The sequence below is a fragment of the Leeia sp. genome (genome assembly GCF_041909055.1).
In the GTDB taxonomy this organism is placed as follows: Bacteria; Pseudomonadota; Gammaproteobacteria; order Burkholderiales; family Leeiaceae; genus Leeia; species Leeia aquatica.
The window spans coordinates 311,484-335,128 of the sequence record NZ_JAYREC010000005.1 but is presented as its reverse complement, the minus strand read 5'-3'; the positions used below and the strand labels follow the sequence as shown (position 1 = coordinate 335,128).

Genomic DNA, 23,645 nt, shown 5'->3' with positions numbered 1-23,645 from the left:
GCATGGTCACCCGCATTCGCATCAGCGTGCAGGCTGAGGACTTCGACGGCAACGCCGAGCAGAGCGAACTGCACGCGGGCGATGGTGAGGTTGGTGCCATCGTCAGCTTTACCGGGCTGGTGCGCGATCAGGTGCAGGGCAAGGCGCTGAGCAGCTTGTATCTGGAACACTACCCCGGCATGACCGAGCAGTCGCTGCAGCACATCGCCGAGCAGGCCGCCGAGCGCTGGCCGCTGCAAGCGGTGCGCATCATTCACCGCATCGGCCCGCTGGCCCCGCTGGACCGCATCGTGCTGGTGCTGGCTGCTAGCGCCCATCGGCAAGCCGCGTTCGACGCCTGCGCCTTCATCATGGATTACCTCAAGACCCGCGCCCCGTTCTGGAAAAAAGAGCAATCCGCCAACGGCGAAGCTTGGTGGGTCGACGCGCGGGATAGCGACGAAACGGCGCTGCACCGCTGGCAATGAACATCGACGCCCTCATTCTGTGCGGCGGCGCCGGGCGGCGCATGGGCGGGGTCGACAAGGGCTGGGTACACTGGCGCGGCCAGCCGCTGATCGAAGCCATGTTGGCGGTGGTCCAGCGGCAAAGTCATCCCCCGCGCCGCATCTGGATATCCGCCAACCGCGAGCTGGAGCGCTACCGCGCGCTGCCTGGCATCGCCGGGGTGCTGCAAGACACCACAGCGGATTTTCCCGGCCCACTGGCCGGCATTGACGCTGCCTTTGCTGCCAGTAAGGCCGACTGGCTCTGGATACTGCCCTGCGACACCCCAAACCTCCCCACGGACACCCTGCGGCGCCTGCAGCAGGCCTGTGATGGGGTCGACCTCACCGTTGCCGCTCTTGTTGACGGTGACGCGCTGCACCGCCAGCCTACCATCTGCCTCGCCCACCGCCGCAGCTGGCCGGTGCTGCAGCAGCAGTGGCAGCAAGGCCAGCGCGCACTGTGGCGCTGGCAGCAAGCCGTACCGCACCGGCACGTGCCGTTTACCGAACGCCACGCCTTCGACAACCTCAATACCGCGGATAGCCTCACCGCCACCCCGCAACAGGACACCCCATGAGCGAACTGACCCACTTCGACCCCAGCGGCCAGGCCTGGATGGTGGATGTTTCCGCAAAGCAGGAAACCCTCCGCATCGCCATCGCCTCAGGCGAAATCCACATGCTGCCGGACACCCTGACGCGCATCACCGCAGGCGAAGCCAGCAAGGGCGATGTACTCGGTATCGCCCGCATCGCCGCCATTCAAGGAGCCAAGCGCACTGCCGAGCTCATTCCGCTATGCCACCCGCTGCCGCTCACCAAAGTCACCGTTCAATTCACCCCGGACCCCAGCCTGCCCGGTGTGCGCTGCACGGTACAGGCTGAAACCGTAGGCCGCACCGGCGTGGAAATGGAAGCCCTCACCGCCCTGCAGGTCGGCCTGCTCACCATCTACGACATGTGCAAAGCCGTTGACCGCGGCATGGTGATCCACAATGTCCGCCTGCTGGAAAAACAGGGCGGCAAATCGGGACACTGGGTGGCGGGGTAAACATATTTTTGTAATAGTTTTAATTGAATGCCTGCTTTATATATAAAGGGCCCTGAGTTATGGTTTTCTCTAAATCAAAAATTGATAAGGCGGGCGTGGCCCTGTCTAAAGGGGCGCACTTGAATGAAATTGAGCTCATTCAAATGGAGGATGTTTTTGATGAGTACCGAAAGGCACACTTGCAGCCTCTTTCAGAAACAACGCTAGATATTCAACGGCTTTTGATGGATTACGGAGATTCTTACTACATTGCTCAGAGATTGAAGAGAAAGCCTCAAATATTGAGGAAGCTTAGACGTTTAAGTGTTAGATTGACTCAGTTGCAGGATATTGGTGGCTGTAGAATAATTGTTAAAAATAATGGCGATGTTGATAGGATTAGTGAGTATTTGAAAGCCAAGGCGAAGGCTAGTTCCGTGTTTGATATTTTACAAACTACCGACTATCGCGAAAGAGGGCGGGATGACACTGGTTACCGCTCTCTTCATTTCATATTGCAAAGAGAGGGGTGTAAGCTTGAGCTTCAAATTAGAAGCAGAATGCAGCATTATTGGGCGGAAAGTATAGAGAGAACATCGGTTATTTATGGTTATCACTTAAAAGAAAAAGAGGGAAGCCCGGAAGTTATAAGCTATTTTAAGGCACTATCAGATGTATTTTATGAAATGGAGGCTGGTAGGGAGCCGTCAGCTGAGCATAAAATTGAAATTGATAATCTTCGCTATAAATGTGAAGGAATTATGTCGGCCTCGGATAGATATAAGGTATTTGATAGTTTTGTAAATGAAGATGTAATTAAAACTCTTATTGAAAAAGAGGCAAGAAATACAAGAGGGTTGAATAACTGGATTTTGGTTTTTGATTGGAATACAGGCTCGTTTGTAAGTTGGGATATTGTTGATAGGGGCTCAGATGGGGCTGTTCGAAAATACATTGAATATGAAAACATGTACCAGAGTGATGACGGTTATGAAGTTGTGCTTATTGGATCATCTGATGTATCAACGGTTCGGAAAACACATAGTCATTACTTTGGGATAGAAACATACGATAAAATTTTGGATAGCATAGATGGGCATATAATTGGTTTTACACGAAAAATTGATATTGATATTGGCGCTAGGCAGATTCTGACATGTATGCATAGAAAGCACTTTTGGGGTAAGAAAACAGCGTCAGAAGACACTTTGAAGAACCATTTTTGCAAAGAGGTTATAACTTTCGATTCGTCTCTCGCATCGTTGTTAAGTAAAGGATTGGTTATTAAGTCTGCTAAAAGTAGCGGTTATTCACTTAATGTTAGAAATAAGGCAGAGATTGAACAGCATCTCTGATTTTCGCTGTTTTGCTATATAGTATCTATTGTAAGAACAAGATATTTTCGAAATAACCTGCCCCCCCAATATTCCCTGCTGATTGCAATCTCTCCACCCGCGCTGTCAGAACAATATTGCAGCCCCAGCAAAAGCATCGCCTCCTGTACGGTTGTGGTATAAGCCATGCCAAGTGCAGGTGCGGTAAATGAAAAAGGGCCCGGAGATGATCCGAGCCCTTCAATGTGGTGGCGGAACACGGAACCGAACCCGCGTCCGCAATCCGAGCCAGATGGTAACGCCTTGGCCTTGAGGGCGTGGATTCGACGACTTGTCCACTTCGACTGCTTGCTCAGGTGAAAGCGATGGCGCATAATGTCATCGTTTTGATTAGATAGATCGCCTAGCAATGAGTAATCGAACCGCCGTTTACGGTCTTACGGCCATCAGATGTGGATGAGGAGCGCCTGACCATGCACCCCCAACGTGTCGAGAGTCTGAGCCATGCCCAGCGCGAGCGCTTGGCGTACATCGACTTTCGCCTGTACTTCATGGGTGAAATCGGCCGCCCAGACTTGGCGAGCCGCTTTGGGGTGGCTCCAGCCGGGGCAACGCGCGACTTGGCGCTGTACCGGGAAATCGCGCCGCAGAACATCGAGTTCGACGGCAGCAACAAGATCTACCGTATCGGCAAGACGTTCTCCCCGATCTTCGAGCACGCGACGCAGCGTGTCTTGTCGGCGCTTGCTCTTGGGTTTGGCGATGGAGTGAACGTCGAGTCGCAACCGCTGCTGCCCTGCGAATCCCCCGCAGCTTTGAGTAGCCCCCGGATGGATGTGCTGGCACCGATTTGCCGAGCCATCCACGCCAAGCGACCCATCGCCATCCGTTACCACTCGATGAGCAGCGGAGAGTCGGAGCGGATCATCGTTCCCTTTGCGCTGGTTGACACCGGCCTGCGCTGGCACGTTCGGGCGTTTGACCGCAAGTCCGGCGAGTTCCGCGACTTCGTCGTCACCCGCATCGAAGCGCCGACTTTGGTCGATGAGGAACCCAAAGCCAACGAGCGCCCGGATAACGACATCCAGTGGACTCGGATCGTGGAGTTGGACTTGGTGCCGCATCCGCGCCTCGCCCGCCCCGAGATCATCAAGATGGACTACGGGATGACCGATGGCTCGATCCGGATGCGCGTTCGCGCGGCGGTGGCGGGCTACATGCTGCTGCGCTGGAGCGTGGATGCTTCACCAAATCACAGCCTCACAGAAGAACAGTACCGCCTTTGGCTCAGCGATCCGCTGGCCTTGTATGGCGTCGAAAACGCAAAGCTCGCGCCCGGCTACCGCGCCCCGGCGACCAGCACAACACGGAAATAGGATCACAAATGGCAATCAAGAAATCAGACCTCTACTCATCTCTCTGGGCATCTTGCGATGAACTACGCGGCGGCATGGATGCCAGTCAGTACAAGGACTACGTCCTGTTCATGCTATTCATCAAGTACGTCTCGGACAAATACGGTGACTCTGATGACTTTGCCCCGCCAGTCACTATCCCGCCCGGAGCCAGCTTCAAAGACATGGTCGCCCTCAAAGGCAAAAGCGATATCGGCGACAAGATCAACACGCAGGTCATTCAACCGCTGATCGACGCCAACTCGCGCCTTGCCCGCAGCGACTTTCCTGATTTCAACGACCCGAACAAGCTCGGTGAAGGTCAGGCGATGGTGGATCGCCTCAGCAACCTGATCGGCATCTTCCAAAAGCCCGAGCTGGATTTCTCGAAGAACCGTGCCGAGAACGACGACATCCTGGGCGACGCCTACGAATACCTGATGCGGCACTTCGCATCGCAGAGCGGCAAAAGCAAAGGCCAGTTCTACACCCCATCCGAAGTCAGTCGCATCATGGCCAAGGTCGTAGGCATCTCCCCGGCCAATGCAGTGGCGTCAACCACCGCGTATGACCCCACCTGCGGCTCTGGCTCATTGCTGCTCAAGGTGGCCGCCGAGGCTGGCAAGCACATCACGCTGGAGGGGCAGGAAATGGACGTGACCACCGCTGGTCTCGCCCGTATGAACATGATCCTGCACGACTTTCCAACCGCCAACATCCTTCAGGGCAACACGCTGGCCTCGCCGAAGTTCAAGGATGGCGAGTCGCTGCGTACCTATGACTACGTCGTCGCCAATCCGCCGTTTTCAGACAAGACCTGGAGCACCGGCCTGACCCCTGCCAGCGATGCGCACCAGCGTTTTGCTTGGGGCGAACCGCCGAAAAAGCAAGGCGACTATGCATACCTGCTGCACATCATCCGCTCACTGAAAGGCACCGGAAAAGGTGCGTGCATTCTCCCGCACGGTGTCCTTTTCCGGGGAAATGCTGAGGCTGTCATCCGCGAGAAGCTGGTGCGATCCGGCATCCTCAAAGGTATCATCGGCCTGCCGGGCAACCTGTTCTATGGCACTGGCATTCCCGCCTGCATCCTGGTACTGGACAAGGAAAACGCTTCAGCACGCAAAGGCATCTTCATGATCGACGCCTCCAAGGGCTTCATCAAGGACGGTGCCAAGAACCGCCTGCGTGAGCAGGACATTCACAAGATCGTCGATGCCTTCACCAAGTTGGCAGAGTTGCCACGCTACTCGCGTATGGTGCCGCTCACCGAGATCGCGGACTCGAAGAACGACTACAACCTCAATCTGCCGCGCTACATCGACAGCACCGAACCTGAAGACATCCAGGACATCGATGGCCATCTGCGGGGCGGCATTCCTGAGCGTGACCTCGATGCGTTGGGCGACTACTGGAAGGTGATCCCCGGTGTGCGCAGCGCCCTGTTCGAGTCAGCTGGGCGCACTGGTTACGCACAGTTGAAGCTGCCCATCGCAGAGGTGAAGACCACCATCTTTGCGCATCCCGAGTTCACTGCATTCAATCAGGCAGCCACCAAGGGGTTTGTTGACTGGAAGCAGGCCAGCACCCCGCAACTGAAGGCCTTTGCGCAAAACGGCCACCCAAAGCAATTGATCGAGTCGCTGTCCGAGGATTTGCTTGCTCGATTCAAGCCGACGCCCCTGGTCAATGCCTATGACGTGTACCAACACCTCATGGACTACTGGGCGGAAGCGATGCAAGACGACTGCTACCTGATCGCCGACGCAGGCTGGCACGCTGGGGCGCAGCCGCGTGAAATCCTTCAAGTCAAGAACAAGGACGGCAAGCTGGCGTGGCCCGAAGCGCATGACTACAAGAAAGGCAAGCGCCGCTTCAAATCCGATCTGATTCCCGCGCCAATTCTGATCGCCCGTTACTTCATCGCTGAGCGCGACGCCATTGAAGCGTTTGAGGCCAAGCTGGCAGATGTCGAGCAGCAACTTCAGGAGATGATGGAAGAGAACAGCGGCGAAGAAGGGCTGCTGGCCGAGGTCATCGAAGGCGAAGGCGACAAGCAGAAGATCACCGCCAAGGCTGTCAAAGCCCGCCTGAAGGAGATCGGCAAAGACCCTGACTACGCAGACGAGCGCAAGGCGCTGCAGGACTACGCCGCCTTGCTCGACAAGCAGACCGATATCAAAGCGAAGCTGAAAGCGGCGCAGGATGACCTTGAGGCCAAGCTGGATGCCAAGTACCCCAAGCTGACCGAGGAAGAGATCAAAACGCTCGTGGTGGACGACAAATGGCTGGCGACCTTGGCCGATGCCGTGCAAGGCGAGCTGGATCGGGTTTCTCAAACCCTTACCAGTCGCATCCGCCAGCTTGCGGAACGCTATGCCACGCCGCTGCCAACGCTGACCAAAGATCTCGTAACACTTTCAGCACGTGTGGATGAGCACCTGAAAAAAATGGGGGCGGTATGGAACTGATGCCTAGCTACAAGCACAGCGATGTCGGCGTGATCCCTGACGACTGGGATGCCAAGCCGCTGGGCGAGATTGGCGACAGCCTCATTGGATTGACCTACCGCCCCTCCGAAGTTCGCAAGTATGGAACCTTGGTGCTGCGCTCATCCAACGTCCAAAACGGCACCCTTTGCTTTGATGACAACGTATTTGTCGAAACCGATATTCCTGAGCGCATCATGGTCAGGCCGGGAGACATTCTTGTCTGCGTGCGAAACGGCAGTCGCGATCTGATTGGCAAGTCCGCTCTTATCGACGAGCGGGCCATTGGCATGACCTTCGGCGCGTTCATGGCAGTTTTCCGTAGTGAACACGGCAAACTTCTGCATCACGTATTTCAGTCGGGCATTTTCAAAAAGCAGATCAATGAGCATCTGGGCGCGACCATCAATCAGATCACGAACAAAAGCCTGAACTCCTTCAAGGTTCCGCTACCGCCAACCGACGAGGAACGAACGCAAATTGCAAATGCGTTGAGCGATGCCGATGCTTTGCTCGCCACCCTTGACCAAGTAATCGCCAAGAAGCGCGATCTGAAGCAGGCGACCATGCAGCAACTGCTTACGGGAGAAAAACGCCTTCCCGGATTCTCAGGCGATTGGGAATTAAAGTCGTTTGGCGACTTGTTTGATTTCAGCGGCGGTTATTCGGCCTCGCGCGATCAATTATCCAACGAAGGTCATTGCTATCTGCACTACGGCGATATCCACGGATCGTCAAAAACTTGCGTAAACACCAGACGGGACTTCTTGGATATCCCTAAGTTAGATATTTCGCTCGGGCGAATTTCGGAAGGCTCACTGCTTAAACATGGCGATGTTGTTTTCGTTGATGCATCCGAAGACGACGCTGGAACAAGCAAACATCTCGTTATTGAAAACGAGGAAGATGTCCCGTTCATTTCCGGTCTGCACACGATAGTTGCCAAGAGCAAGACAAACGATCTTGCACATGCTTATAAGCACTACTGTTTCCAAACACCGGCAATACGCCAGCAGTTCATGTTCTATGCGGTTGGTACAAAAGTATCCGGCATCAGCAAAACCAACATTGCAAAGTTGACGCTGCCTATCCCGTCAATTCCAGAGCAAATAGCGATCGCCGCCGTGCTCTCTAGCATGGACGTCGAGTTAGCTACTTTAGAAGCTCGCCGCGACAAAACCCGCAACATCAAACAGGCCATGATGCAAGAACTGCTCACTGGTAAGACGAGGCTGGTATGAGTGTTGCGGAGATGTTTTCCGACTTTGTCGGCAATCTGGCAATTGGCAACGCAGAGACCATCAGCACGCGCTATGGCGAACTCACGTCAGCGCTGAATAAGCAGTTTCGAGACACGGAGTCAAAAACCGCGAACACCCTTCAGGTCGGATCGTTTGGTCGAAAAACAGGCATCAATGGCATTTCCGATCTGGACATGCTGTACATCATGCCCAAGACCAAATGGGTCGATTACAACAAAGCCGGGGGGCAACTGACCCTGCTGCAGGATGCAAAAGATGCGATCCTCAAGCGCTATCCAACGACGAAAGTAAAGGTAGACCGCTTGGTCGTGACGGTCACCTACACGGACTTCCACGTTGAGGTTCAGCCTGTTTTTGAACAAGACGACTCAAGCTACCTATATCCAGACACGAAAAACGGCGGTAGCTGGAAAACCACCAAGCCACGAGAAGAGATGACGGCCGTGGCGGACTTGGACACGAAAAAGAATGCCAATCTGAGGCCTCTGTGCAAGATGGCGCGGGCTTGGAAAAACAAGCACGGCGTTGGAATGGGCGGGCTGCTGCTGGATACGCTGGCCTACAACTTTCTTGACTCAACCACGGATTTCGATACCAAGAGCTTCCTCTACTACGACTGGATGAGTCGGGACTTCTTCAAATACCTGTCTGAACTGCCAGAGCAAACCGAGTACGCTGCTCCGGGTAGCCGCCAGCGAGTGAAGGTCAAAAAGAAATTTCAGAAAAAGGCCAAAAAAGCCCACAAGCTCTGCGTAGAAGCCATCGAGGCCGAGAACCAGAAGAACGTCAACGATAAGTGGAAGAAGGTTTATGGGCGACCATTCCCAGCATCGGCGACGGTGGCTCAAGAGGCCGTGGCAAAGAGTTTTGCGCAAGGCTGGGATGACACCGAGGAATTTATCGAGGACAAATTCCCAATTGATATTCGAGAATCCATGCAACTGGATTGCGAGGTCAAACAGAACGGATTCCGTGAGTTCTTCCTCCGCGAGATGTTGGCCAGGAGGATTCCTTTGATGACCAAAAAGAGCTTGCGCTTCGAAATTACATGTGTTTCGGCAGCCAAACCGTATGACATCTACTGGAAGGTCTTAAATCGCGGCGATGCGGCCCGTAAGAGGAATTGCATCAGAGGGCAAATCATCAAAGATGATGGATTGATGCAGCGGACGGAATCTACCAGTTTTCTCGGCGATCACATCGTTGAGTGTTATTGCGTGAAGGATGGTGTGGTTGTCGCCAAAAACCGGATTCACGTTCCTATTAATGGGGAGCAGAACAATGACGACTGACCATATCAATGTACTGGAAGGCCAGTTGCGCGAGTGTTATGGGCGAGTTGTCTACTCCCACAAAACACACGAGAAATGCGCGGACATTCTGCTTGAGCGGCAAGGGAGAATTAAATTCTGGCAGATTGTTATTTCCGCAGTGGTCACTGGCGGAATTGTGTCTACATTCTTCGGCACGAAGGAAATTGGGGCCGCAATTAGCGCCCTGCTCTCGGCGAGCCTGCTGGCATTAAATGCCTACACCAAGGATTACGACCTTGGCGAGATCGCGCAGAAACATCGCCAGGCAGGCTCAGATCTTTGGATTATTCGAGAGAAATATCTTTCGTTGCTCACCGATATCCGTGTGGGAGATGTGGCGCTCGAATTGATTCGAACAAGAAGGGATGCGCTTCAGGATGAACTCCATGCAGTCTATGTCGGAGCCCCCAGCACAAACTTTGAAGCCTACAGCAGGGCACAAGAAGCGTTGAAGAAGCTGGAAGACATGACTTTTTCCGATGAGGAAATTGATGCCTTCCTTCCGAAAGAATTGAAGAGAATTTCCAAGGGGGGTGGCAATGTCTGAACAAGCCCGTTCTGAGCGCAAGACGCAGAACCGTGTTGCCGCCCTGTTTACCGATGCAAGTCGCCCTGACTGCCTTGGGTACGATCACCTGGGTGAGTGGAGTAAACGCGACAACAACCGCTGCATCGAGGCAGATTTTTTGCGCAGCAACCTCAAGAAGCGTGGTTATTCCGATGCGCACATTTCTGCTGCGCTGCAAAAGCTCCTGACCGCCGCCGACTCCACCGGCATCACCCTGTATCAAGCCAATCTGCGCACCTACCAACTGCTGCGCTATGGCGTACCGGTACAGATTGCAGCCGGACAGGCGCATGAGACCGTACACCTCATCGACTGGGAAACGCCTGGCAACAACGACTTTGGCTTGGCCGAAGAGGTCACCTTGCGCGGCGGCTACGAGCGGCGGCCCGATCTGGTCGTTTACATCAATGGCATCGCGGTCGCCGTCATTGAGTTGAAACGCAGTTCGGTGGAGGTGGCCGACGGTATTCGTCAGCTCATCACCAACCAGGAAGAGATTTTCAACAAGGGATTTTTCAGCACGGTGCAGTTGGTGCTGGCGGGAAGCGACTCGCAGGGTTTGCGCTACGGCACCACGGGCACCCCTGAAAAATTTTTCGTCGAGTGGAAGGAGCGCAAGGATAAAGGCGCAGCCCCATCAGAGCCACTCGCAGAGGGTGCGCTGCTGGATAAACCATTGGCGCAGATGTTTGACAAGGTGCGCCTGCTGGATCTGATTCGCAACTTCATCATCTTCGATGGCGGGCAAAAGAAGGTACCTCGCGTCCATCAATACCACGGCGTGAAAGCGGCCCAGGAGCGGGTGAAGCAGCAGGAAGGCGGTGTGATCTGGCACACCCAAGGCAGCGGCAAGAGCATTCTGATGGTGCTGATTGCCAAGTGGCTGCTGGAATTTGACCCGCACGCCCGCGTCCTGGTCATCACCGACCGTGATGAGCTGGACAAGCAGATCGTGGGTGTGATGCGTAATGCAGGCGTGATTGGCGAGGATGCGGCATCGCCGCGCATCACCTCTCGCGCGGAATTGGTTGAAAAGCTAGGGGCAGCCACGCCACGCTTGATGTGCGCGCTGATCCACAAGTTTGATACGACCGACCTGAAGGGCGAGCCTCCGCGGGTGGTGGGCCGTGTTTACGTCTTCGTCGATGAATGTCACCGCACGCAAGGCGGCGACATGAACAAGCAGATGAAGCGATGGCTGGAGAACGCCATCTTCATCGGTTTCACCGGCACGCCTCTGCTGCGCAAAGACAAGCAGACCACCCGCGAGGTTTTCGGCACCTACATCCACACCTACAAGTTCGATGAAGCGGTGGCCGACAAGGTTGTGCTTGACCTGAAGTACGAAGCGCGCGATGTGCCTCAGCGCCTGACGTCAAAGAAAGCTATCGATGCGTGGTTTGATCAGAAAACCAAGGGGCTGAACAACTTTCAGCGTTCGGTTCTGCGTAAGCGCTGGGCGACGATGGAAGAGCTGATGAGTGCCGGTGAGCGCAAGCAGCGCATCATCGCCGACATCATCCACGACTTCGGAGTCCAGCCGCGTCTGAACAATGACCGGGGCACGGCCATTCTGGTGGCAGCCTCCATCTACGACGCCTGCCACTACTTCCGTTTGTTCCAGAACACGTCGTTTGGCAAGTACTGCGGAATCATTACGTCCTACGAGCCCAACCACAACGCGATTTCGCGCGAGCCCAAGGACAGCGACGAGCGCTACAAGTTTGACACCTACACCCAGCACGTCCTGCAGAAAGATCAGACCACTAAGGACTACGAGGACAAGACCAAGCAGCGCTTCATCGATGAGCCTGCCAATCTGAAGCTGCTAATCGTGGTGAGCAAGCTGCTGACCGGGTTCGATGCGCCTTCCTGCACCTACATCTACCTCGACAACGAGCTGCGCGATCACAACCTGTTCCAGGCTATCTGCCGCACAAACCGGCTCGACGGCGACGACAAGGACTATGGCCACATCGTCGACTACAAAGAGCTGTTCGAGAAGGTGCAGGACTCCATCGCCGTTTACACCTCGGACGAGCTGGACATCGACGAAGGTGGCGATGACGGCAACGTAGCCGTGAAAGACTGGCTGAAGGAAGGCAAGGCGCAGCTCGATGCTGCCCGGGAAGCACTGCGCTACTTGTGTGAGCCGGTGGCCATGCCCCGCGAGATGGAGCAGTACCTCCACTACTTCTGCGGTGATGCCAACGATCCAGAAGCGTTGCTGAACACCGAGCCGCTGCGCATCTCGTTCTACAAGTCAGCAGCCGCATTCCTGCGAGCCTATGCGGCAATTGCCCAGAACCTCGAAGAAGCAGGATATTCAGCAGCTGACATTGCTGCGCTCGAAAAAGAAATCGAGTTCTACAGCGACACCCGGACGGCGATCAAGAAGCATTCAGGCGAAGAGTTGGACATTAAGCCTTATGAGGCGGATATGCGCCACCTCATCAACACCTACATCCAAGCAGACCCAGCTGAAGATTTGGGAAATCTCAGCTCGCTCTCACTGACCGAGCTGATCATCGAAACCGGCATTCACGACGCCATTGCCAAGAAGCTCAACCAGAAGGGCAAGCTGTCGAGGAATGCGATTGCTGAAGGCATCATCAACAACGTCCGCAAGACGATCATTCGGGATCAACTGACTGATCCGAAGTTTTACGACGAGATCTCCAAGCTCCTCGAAGACCTGATCAAGCAAAAGCGCGACGACACCGCTGCCTACGAGAAATTCCTCCAGAAGGCCGAAGAGTTGGTGAAAAAGATGGCGGCCAAGAATACGGGCAGCCATCCGCACGTGCTCAACGGTCACCCGGAAGCGATCGCTCTCTTCAACAATCTGGCCAGCATTCCGGCCGCAACTTTCGTTTGTCCGACTGACGACGATGGCAAGGCGACGCTCGCGCTCGAACTCGATCAGGCGATGCGAGAGCAGGCACCGGCAGGCTGGAAAGGGGATGACACCCGTGAGAAGCAGGTGCTCAATGCGCTGTTTCCCATCATGTCGCGGGATCGGGTGGCGACGCAGGCTATTTTCGAAATCATCAAGAACCAATCGGGGTACTGATGAACGAGACGATCCAACTGGGCGAGATTTCAATAGCGGTGACCAGGAAGGACATCAAGAATGTCCACCTCACCGTTCATCCGCCTGATGGACGTGTGACTCTCGCCGCCCCAACCAACACTCGCCTAGAAGTAGCGCGTGCCTACGCGATCTCCAAGTTGGTCTGGATTCGTGACCAGCAGAGAAAACTGGAATGTCAGGCGCGGGAAACACCACGCCAGTTCGTTGAGCGTGAGAGCCACCACGTTTGGGGGCGGCGCTACCTAATGACGGTGGACTACCAGGATGTAAAGCCTAGTGTTGTCCTCAGCAACAAACGGATCACCCTGATTGTTCGTCCGGGCAGCAGCGCAGAAAAACGCGCGGAGGTGATGCATGAGTGGCACAAGTCGTTGCTGCACGAGGTTGTACCGCCACTGATCCAAAAGTGGGAGCAAAAGCTCAAGGTGAGAGTCTCAGGCTATTTCCTGCAACGGATGAAAACCAAGTGGGGTAGTTGCAATCACGCAGAGGGAAACATCCGCCTCAATACGGAGCTGGTGAAAAAGCCTAAGGATTTGCTGGAGTACGTCGTCGTGCATGAAATGGCTCATTTGATTGAGCCCACGCACAGTGATCGCTTCATCGCCATCCTTGAAGAGCATTACCCCAGCTGGCGTGAGGCCCGCGCCGAGCTCAACGAATTGCCGCTGGCTGCAGAGGTCTGGAAGGAGTGATATGGCACTGAATCTGGCAAAGGTCGTCATCGGCTATCTGAAAGATCGGCCCGAAGAAAAATTCAGCGCACGGCAGATTGCCGAGTGGGTGTTCGCCACTTATCCGGATGAATGCCAGGAAAAGCGGGCCAATAGCCGCGGCGATTACATCAAGTCTGATGCGGATTTGGTGCAGCAGCTCGTCGCAGAAATCAGCTCGCAGCGCCCGCGCATGCAAACGAAGCATCCAGAACTCAAAACGACTGAAGGACGGCCGCGCAAGTACTACTACTCGGAGCGCTCGGACAGCGCCGAAGTGGCGGCGGCCGAAAGCGAGAGCACGTCAACGGCTGCGGATGCAAGTGCTTTGAAGATTGACGAGCACGCTCTGTACCCGCTGCTCTCGCAATACCTGTGGGAGGAGTTTGGCGTTTTCTCCAAGCGCATCGACGAGAAGCGTTCGTCGAACAAGCGCGGGCCGAACGGCAACCGCTGGCTTTACCCGGACGTGGTGGGTATGGAGGACTTGGGCAAGGAGTGGCACCGCGAAGTGCGCGACTGCGTGACGCAGTATTCCGACAAGCGCACCAAGCTGTGGTCGTTCGAGGTCAAGCTGCTGATCAACCGTTCGAACGTGCGCGAGTGCTTCTTTCAGGCCGTATCGAACTCGTCGTGGGCCAATTTCGGCTATCTGGTCGCTGCGGAAATCGGCGGCACCGATACGCTGAAGGAACTGCGGATGCTGTTTGCCGCCCACGGTATCGGCTTCATCAAGCTGGACGTGGAAAACCCTGCCGACAGTCAGGTGCTGATTCCGGCCCGAGAGCGTGACGAGATCGATTGGGACATGGCCAATCGGCTGGCCACAGAGAACCGGGATTTTCTGGAATACGTGAAGCTGGTGAAGCAGTTCTACCAGACCGGCGAGGCGCGCCCGGCTGACTGGGACGTTCCGGAACTGGACGATTGATCACCTATTCCAGGTGACCGATCACGTCGAGGCGTTCGTCACCGCGCTGAAACGCACCGAACCAACCGTCGCGGGAGTCGGCGTGGGTGCGGCTCACTAGCAGCGTGAATCCCTCGCAGCCTCGTGCCTTGGCGGTGGCGAAGTCGGTGGTGTTGAATTTAGCCTCGCGCACCAACGTCCTGGCCACCGACTTCATGGCCGATTCAAACAGATCGAGCAGATGGTTTTGCAGGCTGGCGCCGATGTTCCGCGAGGTCACGTCGTCGATGACGGCGTGCTTGAATCTATTGCTCATGGTCAATGCTCCGTGGTGGGTACGGATGACATGAACGCGCTGTCCGGGCTAAAAGCCAAGCGCATTCGGGATGGAACGATCAGGTGTTGCGAAGTGGCCAAGCGCTGATTACTTGGTGGCAGATGGAATCTCACTGACCCACGCCTGCAACGCCCTCAGTTGCTCGGCGTTTTCGTGGCAGGTCTGGTAGTTGGCGGCAACGGTTCCGGCGACGGCAGAGAGCGCAATGCCTGCGGAGGCCGCATCAGCATCTCGGGCGGGCTCGGGCAGCTCACCGGCGGCGGCAGCGTCGTGCAGGCGCACAAAGCCACGGTTGATAGAGCAAGCAGCATCGGCTTGAACTGGCACATAGACGGGAACCTCCTTGATGATGGTTTCGCCCTTCTCGCGAACGACGCGGACGCGGTCGACGTACTGGGTGACGACCTTGACGGTGGCTTGCGCCTGCCGCTCGCGGATGGCTGCGGTCTGTAGGGCTTGTTGCTGGATGGCGGCATCCCATCGCGCTTGAACGTGGCTCGCCCCCTTGATCCAGCCGAAGCCAATCAGGGCGACGCCGAGCGCCGTGAGGGCCAGCAGCCGGTACGGCCACGGAATCACGCTCACGACGCCTCCCCGATGCACTGCCGGTACTCGGCCTGACGCCGTGTGACCAGCCCGCCGCACAGCCGCGCATTGGTGGGCAACGCGCAGTCTTTACCCTGGAAGAAGCGCCAGCGCAGCAGCTCGGCACAGGCTCCCGCGTAGTCCTGAACGTTGAGTTTTCTGACAAGCGTGGACTGGCAGAACGCGCGGCTGCCGACGTTGTAGGAAAAGCTCACCAGCGCGTCGTACTCGTGCTGGGCCAGGGGCACGGTCACACATTGTTTGAGCGCCCCCTCAAACTGCTGCACATCGGTGAGCGCCCGAGCCAGCGCCTTCGGCGGCGTGGTGGTGTCACCCAGCTTCACCCCGGTGGTGGTGCCAAAACCAATGGTCGGTACATCGCCCTTGACGGGGATCACTGCGCGGTCGGTGTACCCCTCGTGCAGCACGATGCTGACCAGGGCGGCGGCGGACAGCGTCAGCCCGGTCACCGTCCTGCGCATCACGGGTGATGTTGGCCGGGTCATCGGTGCATCTCCGGCTGCGCCACGATGCGCGCGACGGTCGCGCCGATGCTGGCGGCAAAGGCCAGCAGCACAAACGCGCCGCGCGGCAGTACGTCCCCGAACAGCGGAACCACCACTTCCGCCGCCGTGAAGGCAGCGGCCAGCAGCGAGAAGCGAATGCTCCAGGCCCGTCGCAACACGCGCCGCCAGTCGTCCAGAAGGCAGATCTTCGGCTTGGCGGTCATTGGACGCCTCCCATCAGCTTCAACTTGATGGCGGCCCCCACCAGCAGCGCTGCCAGGATGCCGGTGGTCACGACCTTGATGGTGGTCTGCCACGCCGTTCGGCGGGCATCGCGCCACGCTTCCAGCAGATCGCGCAGTTCGCGGATGTCCTTCGCGGCACTGCCGTTCTCCAGCCCGAGATGGGCAAGGCAACGCTCGGCTCCGCGTTCGGCGGCACGGTCGAGCAGTTCGTCGAAGTCCTCGCGGCGCAACAGGAGCATGTTTTCCACAAGGGCGGCGGGTTGTTGTTCGGGTTCGGTCATTGCAGGTCTCCAGAAATGCGAAACCCGCCTCGTGGGCGGGTTTCTGGTGGGTACGAAGATGGGAAATCAGATGGCGACGCCTGCACTCCAGCCTGTGGCCTTGTAGGCCGAGAGCTTGGCCTCGTCCTCGATGTAGCAAAGCCAGCCGATCTTGGGCGAGTGGTACTCCCAGGCATCGGCAATGCGCACCGCGATCTGGTTGGTTTTTCCCGCCCACACGCCCGTGGCAGCCGCAGGCACGATGTAGCGGTCGCCGTTGGCGGGGCTGGCAGGTGGCGTAGTCAGGTCGCGGTCTTTCACGGACAGGCCGACCACCGCGCCGAGGCGCTTGAGGTTGGCATCTATGCCGGTATCCCAGCCGCTCTCGCCGAGCGTCCAGCCGTAGTTGAGTCCAAGGTTCGGGTCGGTTGATGGCATGGTTTATCTCCAGAGATTCGATGTGTGGCGAATGCGCCGGACTACTTCCGGATCGCCGGTTCGGTGGCTTTGCTGCGGGTGTTGTCGCCAATGACGCCCAACGATGGGCAGGTACAGCACGCCACCGCGCTTGGCTACGAGCAGGGTTAGCAGCCAGTCGGCGAAGTTGTTGAGGTCGGTGGTTTCCTTGAGCACGGCATCGACGGCAGATCGACGCATCACGATCAGGCCATGCACATGGCTGGCGCTGTTCGCGTGCTGCCAACGGCTGTAGGCCAGACGCCGTACCGCGATGTCCTGGCCGTTTTCGTCGGTCAGCGCTTCGTCGGTGTAGGCCATCACGGCCTGCGGGCAGGCATCTAGCGCATCGGCCAGTTGTGTGAAGGCACTGGCTTCGTACAGGTCGTCGGGATCGACGAAGGACACCAACGGCAGAGTGCCTTGTGCGTAGCCTGCCGCGCGTGCCTCACCGATACGGCCCGGAATGCCGGGCAGAATGTGCAACTGGATCGGTGCGTCCTTGATGCTAGCGATGCAGGCCTCCCGCCATTCGGCAGGCTCGTTCAGGGTGAGCAGATGAGCATCAATGCGTGCTTCTATTGGTGTATCCATCACACACCTCCCCAATACTGTCCCCAGCGCAGGCCGTAGCCCGCGCGATCCATGACCCGCACCTGCGGCTGCCAGCTGCTCAAACCATCGCGCTCGGCACTGATTTCGACTGTGATTCGGTCGCCCAGAGCACCGGCATCCAGCGCGGCCACTGCTGCCGTCCAGATGAAGGCGGTACCAAGCAGCCCCGTCTCAGTACGAACCAGCACGTTGTTGCGATTGCGGATGTGCACCGTGTAGGTCACGCCCAGTTCTGGCCCGATATCGCCCTCGTCTTGCTGCACGAGATAGGCGGTCTGCTGCGTGCGGTCGCGATGCGCCCACGCGACGGTGAGATCACCGGCCACCACGGCAGGCTCGGTCTGGCCATTGAGGCGGATACGACCGGGGGGATACGGCAAGGCCTGCCGACCGATCAGCACCAACGGCTGGCCATTGGCGGCCAGTTCGGCATCGCCTTGGTCGGTCGGCGTGCGAGGAATCGCGCCCACGAACACCGACTCGCCCGGGGCCCGCTCCGCACCTTCCGACGCTAGCCATTCGCCGACGCCGATCAACCGAGTCCCCAAAGCATGAGCTTGGGGTGTGGTATCGAGCACGCCGCGTGCGAGATCGATGGTCGCGTTGGCGGCATCGAAGGCAAGGACGGTAACGGCCTCGGCAACCTCCCCACTGGCAGCCAGCAGGTAGGCGTAGTCGCCCACGGACAGTCTCTCCGGCTGGCTGATGGCCGTCACCGGCACACCGATGGCATCGGCCTCACTGGCTGGCAAGGCGGCATCGAGCATGAGCAGCGGCGCATAGTCCTCGCCCACGACGGAAGTGAGGTCTCCGCCTGAGGTGCCGGTAGCCAGTTGCCAATTCAGCTGCCCGGTGCCACCGGCAGCAGCCAGCGCACCAAGATAGGTGTCCGTGTCGGTCAGGTAGGCCAGATCCGCACGCGACAAGCGCCGGGCCAGTTCCCAATACGGCACCTCGACGGCCAGCACCAAGGCGGGCGGCAAAGGTTCGATGGTCGGCTCTTCGACGTGGGGTGGCGGGGGTGACAGCACGGTGTTGCTCATGCCGAACACATCTTCCATCGCTTCGATGCGCCACTCGGCCGAACCCAAAACGCCGGTGTCGATGCCGGTCACGCGCACCACCATCTGATCCACACCCAAGCGCGGCCAGTTCAGCAGGAACACGTCGCCGGGCAATGGCGCACGTTCCAGCGTGTCGCGTGCCACGGTCAGACTCATCCGGGCCAGGGGCGAACCCAAGGCGCGCAGGTCACGCAAGGCCAGCCGCGCGGCCAGTGGCCCGTAGTTGACGCCCGGGTAGTCGCGGCGTTGATTGATAACGCCACCTTGCAACTGGATGGCGGCCAGGTTCTCGACCGTGACGGCAGCATCACCGCCGGTCTGCCAGTCGGTGTAGACCACGGTCAGTTCATTGGGCAGCTCGCCCCACTGGGCACGCTCGAAGCGTTCCAGCCGCACAATTTCGTCAGGCCCCAACTGTGGCAGGCTGTCGATCCAATAGTCGTCGCGCAGCAGCTTGAGCTCAAACGTGCCTTGCTCCGGGTCGGTGTAGAGGATGCCGCCAATGTGGTCGATGACCTGGCCGATGAAGCTCTCGATGGGCTGCTGCCGTGTCCAGATCAGATTGAGGCCGAAGCCCTCACTCGACAAAGCCCATGCCGCGTTCCAGAAGCTCCAGCCGATGGTGCTCTGCGGATAGCCCATACCCCAATGCGGATCGGTGAGGCACTGCACCAGAATGTGCGCCGGGTTCATACCGACGCTGATCTCACGGCCTTCGTCCTCATCCCAGGTGCGGACTTCGGCATTCCATTCCATCCACGGCGCATCGAACCAACCCGCCGTGAAGCGTCGGACGCGCACTGCCCACGGTTTGATGTAGGGGTTGTTGGCCGCGAACAGGATCTTGCGTGCCACCAAGGACAGCACGCCCCGAAATGCCGGAATGGAACCGCCGAGGCGACTCATCAGGTAGTCGTTGCGTCCTTGTCCGGCATGACCAGAAAGCACATCGATGGTGCCGACCACGCCGCCTTCGCGCTCGTCGCCGCCAAACAGAGTGGGCTTGTTGATCGAGAGGCTGCTCAGCCCATGCCCGCTGGACAGCGGCGCACGGTCGGCATCCCCCCACGCGGTACGGTCTCCCATCTGGATTTCCTGCACGGCATCGACGGGACCTTGGCACAAGGCCAGATGTAGCCCCATCCGGTAGCGGTAGCCAACGGTTTGCGATTTGCTGCTGCCACCCATCAGCCTTGCTCCCGCTGGCTGGATCGATTGCGGGCGTGCTCGACCACACGTTGGGCCATTGCATCGCCGGTGGTCAGCAAGGTTTCGGCGTCACAGCCGTCGCGCAGAAAGGCGCGAAAATCCAGATCGTGACGCGCAAACCATATGCGCGTGCCGTTCACGCACAGGCCCACGGCGCGTACGTGATCGATGGTGATGACGGTCTGAGTGGTCATTTCTTGCCACCTTTCTTCTTGATCGGGTCGGCTTCCAGATCGCCGTACCAGACGACGTTGGAGCCACGCAGCAGCACGGTGCCGAACACGACGGGAATCGGTCGGCCTTCTTCTGCGGTGGGGGCATCGACGTCAGACAGGGATGCCGGTTTGGGTTCGGGCGGTTTCGGCGCGAGCGCGACCGAAACCAGCGCCGCCACCACGATGACGACGAGGTACCACATGGCGATTTCTCCAGGGATTCAGAACACGCCCGTCGAGAACGGGTTTTTGCTCGGGATGGCGGGAAAGCCGCCGTAGTTGTCGAGGTTGCCGAAGCGCCACTCGCACGTGGCCGTGCTGTGATCGCAGCCGACCGTCAGCAGAACCTCGGTGCCGACTTCAATGGCCACCGGATAGAGCAACTCCACACCACCACCGTAGTCATTGACAATCATGTGGCGGGCACCTTCCGGGGTTTGCAACCAGCCACCGGCCAAGCCGCCACTGACACTGCCGGGCGTGCCACCATCAAGATCGACGTTGCGGCCATTGCTGTTGCTCACAAAGGCGCTGGCAGAAATCGGTGACGCGCCGCAGGCAGTCGAATACAGAACGTGGGAACACTTGCGGCTGTAGAGCCGCCGCAACCCGATACGCTTGAGACTGACTTGCGCCGACTCGCAGCGAACGCGAGCGACATCGTCAGCCACTTCGACGCCCAGCACCCGGCCCATCCAGCGCGTGCCGGAGATCCACCAGTAGTCGCCCCAGGTGTCGCGCCGTCCTATGCGCAGGGTGATCGAGGTGGTGTCGCCGGTCAGCGAATTGGCGAGCAGGTGGCGCACCAAATCACAGTTCGGCGGCAGTTTCAGATCCAAGCCAGCCTTCGCAGCTTCAGCACCCAGCGCCAGTTCGTTGCGTTCCAAGGCCAGGCTCTTGTAAAGATTGCCGTCGAGATCAACGTCGAATTCGTGCGGCGTCAGATAGAACTGCGCGCTGTTGCTGGCGAAGGCGTATAGCTCGACTTCCAGCAATGGGCTCTGGCTCATCGTGCTTACTCTCCCTCGTAGGTTTGACGATCATTTCCGCGTGGTTCGGGCAACTGGCGCGCGGTCAAGGTGATCTCCAGCAGCGTCGGGCTGTGCCAGTACAGATCGATGGCATCGTGGTCGAGGCGGCAGCGCACGAGGCGAATGACGCGGCTGCCTGCGGGCACCCAGTCGTCGAGACCCGAGCGCAGCACCAGCACACCGCCTTGATCCAGATGGCAGGTCGCCGTCAGGGCGTAGTGCCGATAGCCGTCTGGGTGCACGATCAAGCAGGCGGCGGGGCGATGCCAAAATTCTGAAACTCGCGCGGAGACGTCTTTGCCATCCACGCGCAGGAAGCCATCTTCGGGATCGGCTTCGACGGTCACCCACAGGATCGGAGCCAAGCCATCGGGCAGCCAGAAGGCTCCCAGACGGCCTTGGGTGCGCCACAACCGCGCCCGCCAGATCTCGATTTCATCGAGTGAGCTGGCCAGATAGCGCCGCTGCAAAGTTGTCGTAGCCCACGGATCGTCCCGGCACACCCACGGATCTGCAGGCGAAAAGTCCTGGCGGGTGATCATGGCTTGCACGGCGGCCGTTGGATCGTCACGCCAGTTGCCATCCGGCCAGACCGGAATCTCGTCGAGCCATGGGTCATCGAGGACATCCTGGTCGGGCAATGGCGCAGGCTGGATCTGTGTGGGGATGTTGCCGCCGACCATGCCCGGTACCCACTGGGTGAGATCCGCTGGATCGATGGCCTTACCCCACACCAAGGGCATGATGGTGCTGCCGACGGCTGCGGCGCGTGCCAAGGGCTCCGTCAGCCACAGCAGATCGATTTCTACATCGCTGAGTTGGGCGATCTGCCACCCATCGGCGGCGATGATCAGCACCCAGCGGCCATTGCTCTCACTTTCCTGCCAGCCCTGCACCCCGTCGTAGGTCAGATGCACATTGGCCGAGAGTGGCCCGAACTGTCGCCCGTCAGCCTCCGTCACATTGAGTGCCAGTGCGCCACGTTCGCAGGACTCGGTCAGGTGCACCGCGTACTGCGGCAGCGGCCACAGCGCCATTTGACCGAGATGATCGGCCAGCCAGTCGGCCACCAGGGCATCGGTCAGCCGTTCCACAAGGGGCTCCATCCAATCATGACGGAAGGCAAACACGCCGCGTTGCGCATCCGGCCAAGGCTGGTCGCCGAAGGCATCCATACCGGTGGCGACGATGGCGCTTGAGGCCGTATCGCGACGCAACACTTCGACCAGAAAGATCGGTGCATCGATGGGTGGCCAGGGGCCCGCCAAGGATTCCGCCAGCAGGCTGGCCGCCAGATTGGGCGGCAGCGGAGCGACCGCTGTTTCCGGCGTGAAGCTGGCTGCGCTCGCCCCGAAGGTGGCGCGCGAGAGCACTTCACCCTGGAAGGCGGGCAGTTCGCTTCCAGGCGTCGGCTTGCTAGAAACCTCCGCAATGTCTTGAACGACGACACGCTCCGTCATGCCGATTCCACGCCGAATTCAGCGGCATTGAAGGCTGCTTCCGTCCACTGCACGTTGCCGTTCGGATTGCGCTCGAACAGCGTGCTCTGCCACGCCAGTTGCTCCTGAAGGATGATGTCGGTGCTGACGGCGCTCTGCGCACCACTGACCACGAGTCCTTTGACCTTGCCCAGCCCCGCGTCGGTCTTGCGCGCCAGCATGGTCAGTTGCACACCGTAGATGGCGGGCGTGGCCATTACCGGCAGCGGCTCGACATCGAAGGACTGGCGCAGCCCCACGTTGGGCGCACTGATCGCTGTGGCTTCGTCCTCGTCGCTGACGGCCTCCCAGGCAGCAGTGCCGACCGGACTGGGAGTCCACTGGTTCAAACTGCCATCGGCCTGAGCCTGCAAGGCATCGACGCGCACATCACCGAGGAAGGTGTTGTTGATCGTGCCGCTGGTGTCGGCGATGTAGAAGTCGTCGACGTCGATGGTCAGCGGACAATTCTGGCCGGGCACCGCACCTACGAATGCCGTGAGCAGTTGGCCGCCGCCCTGAATGGTGTTCTGCGCGGTCATCTGGATGGCCAGGATGCCGTTGATGCGCACTGACAGCACACCGTTGCTGGTGCCTTGCGTGACCTGCAACTCGATGTAGTGCCAGCCGCGCGCCGGAGCGCTGGCGACTGAGACAGAGATCAACTGGTCATAGCCGTATTGCCAGCGGTAGAGCTTGAGCCGACCGTCCTCGCCGATTTTCACGAGATGCGCGACCTGCGAGTTGGCATCGCGCACGCCCAGCAGCAGCGGCTCCACGTCGGTGTTCTCATAAGCCACGACACGAATGGATGCGCCCACGATCAGACTGGTCTTGGTGGCATCCAGATTCTTCACATAGCCGCCGCCCGAGCCTTCCGGCAGACGCAGCGCGAATGACGAAGGCCGCCGTCCCGGTACGCGGGTGGCCTGCGGCGACAGATAGGCGGCCTTGCCGCGCGCCAGCCACGGCTGGCCGAAGTCGTCCAGCGCCTGCGGGTCGTAGTGGTCGAAGCCGTCGATGAACAGCAGTGCCATGTTTGTGCTCCT

At 58.5% G+C, this 23,645-nt stretch carries 25 protein-coding genes; 12 read left to right on the top strand and 13 right to left on the bottom strand.

The window, feature by feature from the left end; all coding sequences use genetic code 11:
- Window positions 1–2 precede the first annotated feature (2 nt).
- From moaE to ACE3O2_RS14395, 12 genes are all read left to right on the top strand, one after another.
- Window positions 3–467 carry a molybdopterin synthase catalytic subunit MoaE gene (moaE, locus tag ACE3O2_RS14450; protein ID WP_374338639.1) on the top strand — a complete coding sequence of 155 codons (465 nt, stop codon included), beginning with the start codon at window positions 3–5 and terminating at the stop codon, window positions 465–467.
- Complete coding sequence (mobA, locus tag ACE3O2_RS14445; RefSeq protein ID WP_374338637.1) at window positions 464–1,066, top strand: molybdenum cofactor guanylyltransferase MobA; 603 nt, start codon at window positions 464–466, stop codon at window positions 1,064–1,066. Before moaE ends, mobA begins: the two co-directional genes overlap by 4 nt.
- Window positions 1,063–1,539 (top strand): cyclic pyranopterin monophosphate synthase MoaC, encoded by a 477-nt coding sequence (gene moaC, locus ACE3O2_RS14440; RefSeq protein ID WP_374338636.1) that lies wholly within the window; start codon window positions 1,063–1,065, stop codon window positions 1,537–1,539. The genes mobA and moaC overlap by 4 nt, the downstream gene beginning before the upstream one ends.
- A gap of 59 nt (window positions 1,540–1,598) precedes the next feature.
- Window positions 1,599–2,873, top strand: a complete 1,275-nt coding sequence (locus ACE3O2_RS14435) for a RelA/SpoT domain-containing protein (RefSeq protein ID WP_374338634.1) — start codon at window positions 1,599–1,601, stop codon at window positions 2,871–2,873.
- A gap of 452 nt (window positions 2,874–3,325) precedes the next feature.
- Window positions 3,326–4,228, top strand: coding sequence for a helix-turn-helix transcriptional regulator (locus ACE3O2_RS14430; protein WP_374338632.1), 903 nt, complete (start codon window positions 3,326–3,328; stop codon window positions 4,226–4,228).
- Between the two features lie 8 nt (window positions 4,229–4,236).
- Window positions 4,237–6,717, top strand: coding sequence for an N-6 DNA methylase (locus tag ACE3O2_RS14425; RefSeq protein WP_374338630.1), 2,481 nt, complete (start codon window positions 4,237–4,239; stop codon window positions 6,715–6,717).
- A complete protein-coding gene (locus ACE3O2_RS14420; protein ID WP_374338628.1) occupies window positions 6,708–7,976 on the top strand; it encodes a restriction endonuclease subunit S in 1,269 nt (422 codons plus the stop codon). The genes ACE3O2_RS14425 and ACE3O2_RS14420 overlap by 10 nt, the downstream gene beginning before the upstream one ends.
- A complete protein-coding gene (locus ACE3O2_RS14415) occupies window positions 7,973–9,289 on the top strand; it encodes a nucleotidyltransferase (protein WP_374338626.1) in 1,317 nt (438 codons plus the stop codon). The genes ACE3O2_RS14420 and ACE3O2_RS14415 overlap by 4 nt, the downstream gene beginning before the upstream one ends.
- Window positions 9,279–9,857 (top strand): SLATT domain-containing protein, encoded by a 579-nt coding sequence (locus ACE3O2_RS14410; protein WP_374338624.1) that lies wholly within the window; start codon window positions 9,279–9,281, stop codon window positions 9,855–9,857. Before ACE3O2_RS14415 ends, ACE3O2_RS14410 begins: the two co-directional genes overlap by 11 nt.
- Complete coding sequence (locus tag ACE3O2_RS14405) at window positions 9,850–12,951, top strand: type I restriction endonuclease subunit R (protein WP_374338622.1); 3,102 nt, start codon at window positions 9,850–9,852, stop codon at window positions 12,949–12,951. Before ACE3O2_RS14410 ends, ACE3O2_RS14405 begins: the two co-directional genes overlap by 8 nt.
- The gene (locus ACE3O2_RS14400; protein ID WP_197579716.1) at window positions 12,951–13,667 is read left to right on the top strand and encodes a M48 family metallopeptidase; all 717 of its coding nucleotides are present in this window, start codon (window positions 12,951–12,953) and stop codon (window positions 13,665–13,667) included. The genes ACE3O2_RS14405 and ACE3O2_RS14400 overlap by 1 nt, the downstream gene beginning before the upstream one ends.
- Window position 13,668: 1 nt before the next feature.
- Window positions 13,669–14,616 (top strand): COG2958 family protein, encoded by a 948-nt coding sequence (locus ACE3O2_RS14395; protein WP_374338620.1) that lies wholly within the window; start codon window positions 13,669–13,671, stop codon window positions 14,614–14,616.
- 4 nt (window positions 14,617–14,620) lie between these two features.
- On the opposite strand, the gene ACE3O2_RS14390 is transcribed toward ACE3O2_RS14395, so the two are convergent.
- The 13 genes from ACE3O2_RS14390 to ACE3O2_RS14330 form a co-directional block, all read right to left on the bottom strand.
- A complete protein-coding gene (locus ACE3O2_RS14390) occupies window positions 14,621–14,911 on the bottom strand; it encodes a hypothetical protein (protein WP_374338617.1) in 291 nt (96 codons plus the stop codon).
- Window positions 14,912–15,019: 108 nt separating this feature from the next.
- Window positions 15,020–15,517: a hypothetical protein gene (locus ACE3O2_RS14385; RefSeq protein WP_374338615.1), complete on the bottom strand. Its 498-nt coding sequence runs from the start codon at window positions 15,515–15,517 to the stop codon at window positions 15,020–15,022.
- Complete coding sequence (locus ACE3O2_RS14380; protein WP_374338613.1) at window positions 15,514–16,023, bottom strand: lysozyme; 510 nt, start codon at window positions 16,021–16,023, stop codon at window positions 15,514–15,516. The genes ACE3O2_RS14385 and ACE3O2_RS14380 overlap by 4 nt, the downstream gene beginning before the upstream one ends.
- Complete coding sequence (locus tag ACE3O2_RS14375; protein WP_045667467.1) at window positions 16,020–16,247, bottom strand: hypothetical protein; 228 nt, start codon at window positions 16,245–16,247, stop codon at window positions 16,020–16,022. The genes ACE3O2_RS14380 and ACE3O2_RS14375 overlap by 4 nt, the downstream gene beginning before the upstream one ends.
- The gene (locus tag ACE3O2_RS14370; protein ID WP_158383889.1) at window positions 16,244–16,549 is read right to left on the bottom strand and encodes a DUF6127 family protein; all 306 of its coding nucleotides are present in this window, start codon (window positions 16,547–16,549) and stop codon (window positions 16,244–16,246) included. Before ACE3O2_RS14370 ends, ACE3O2_RS14375 begins: the two co-directional genes overlap by 4 nt.
- Before the next feature lie 66 nt (window positions 16,550–16,615).
- Window positions 16,616–16,966, bottom strand: a complete 351-nt coding sequence (locus ACE3O2_RS14365) for a DUF2793 domain-containing protein (protein ID WP_374338610.1) — start codon at window positions 16,964–16,966, stop codon at window positions 16,616–16,618.
- Between the two features lie 3 nt (window positions 16,967–16,969).
- Window positions 16,970–17,578, bottom strand: a complete 609-nt coding sequence (locus ACE3O2_RS14360) for a glycosyltransferase family 2 protein (protein ID WP_374338608.1) — start codon at window positions 17,576–17,578, stop codon at window positions 16,970–16,972.
- Window positions 17,578–19,851: a phage tail protein gene (locus tag ACE3O2_RS14355; protein ID WP_374338606.1), complete on the bottom strand. Its 2,274-nt coding sequence runs from the start codon at window positions 19,849–19,851 to the stop codon at window positions 17,578–17,580. The genes ACE3O2_RS14360 and ACE3O2_RS14355 overlap by 1 nt, the downstream gene beginning before the upstream one ends.
- Window positions 19,851–20,066 (bottom strand): hypothetical protein, encoded by a 216-nt coding sequence (locus ACE3O2_RS14350; protein ID WP_374338604.1) that lies wholly within the window; start codon window positions 20,064–20,066, stop codon window positions 19,851–19,853. The genes ACE3O2_RS14355 and ACE3O2_RS14350 overlap by 1 nt, the downstream gene beginning before the upstream one ends.
- Window positions 20,063–20,290 (bottom strand): hypothetical protein, encoded by a 228-nt coding sequence (locus ACE3O2_RS14345; RefSeq protein ID WP_009521704.1) that lies wholly within the window; start codon window positions 20,288–20,290, stop codon window positions 20,063–20,065. Before ACE3O2_RS14345 ends, ACE3O2_RS14350 begins: the two co-directional genes overlap by 4 nt.
- An 18-nt stretch (window positions 20,291–20,308) precedes the next feature.
- Complete coding sequence (locus ACE3O2_RS14340; protein ID WP_374338601.1) at window positions 20,309–21,097, bottom strand: DUF2163 domain-containing protein; 789 nt, start codon at window positions 21,095–21,097, stop codon at window positions 20,309–20,311.
- Window positions 21,098–21,102: 5 nt separating this feature from the next.
- Entirely contained in the window at window positions 21,103–22,491 is a 1,389-nt protein-coding gene (locus tag ACE3O2_RS14335) for a hypothetical protein (protein ID WP_374338599.1), read from the bottom strand.
- An 83-nt stretch (window positions 22,492–22,574) separates the two neighbouring features.
- Window positions 22,575–23,633, bottom strand: a complete 1,059-nt coding sequence (locus ACE3O2_RS14330; RefSeq protein WP_374338597.1) for a hypothetical protein — start codon at window positions 23,631–23,633, stop codon at window positions 22,575–22,577.
- Between the last annotated feature and the right edge of the window lie 12 nt (window positions 23,634–23,645).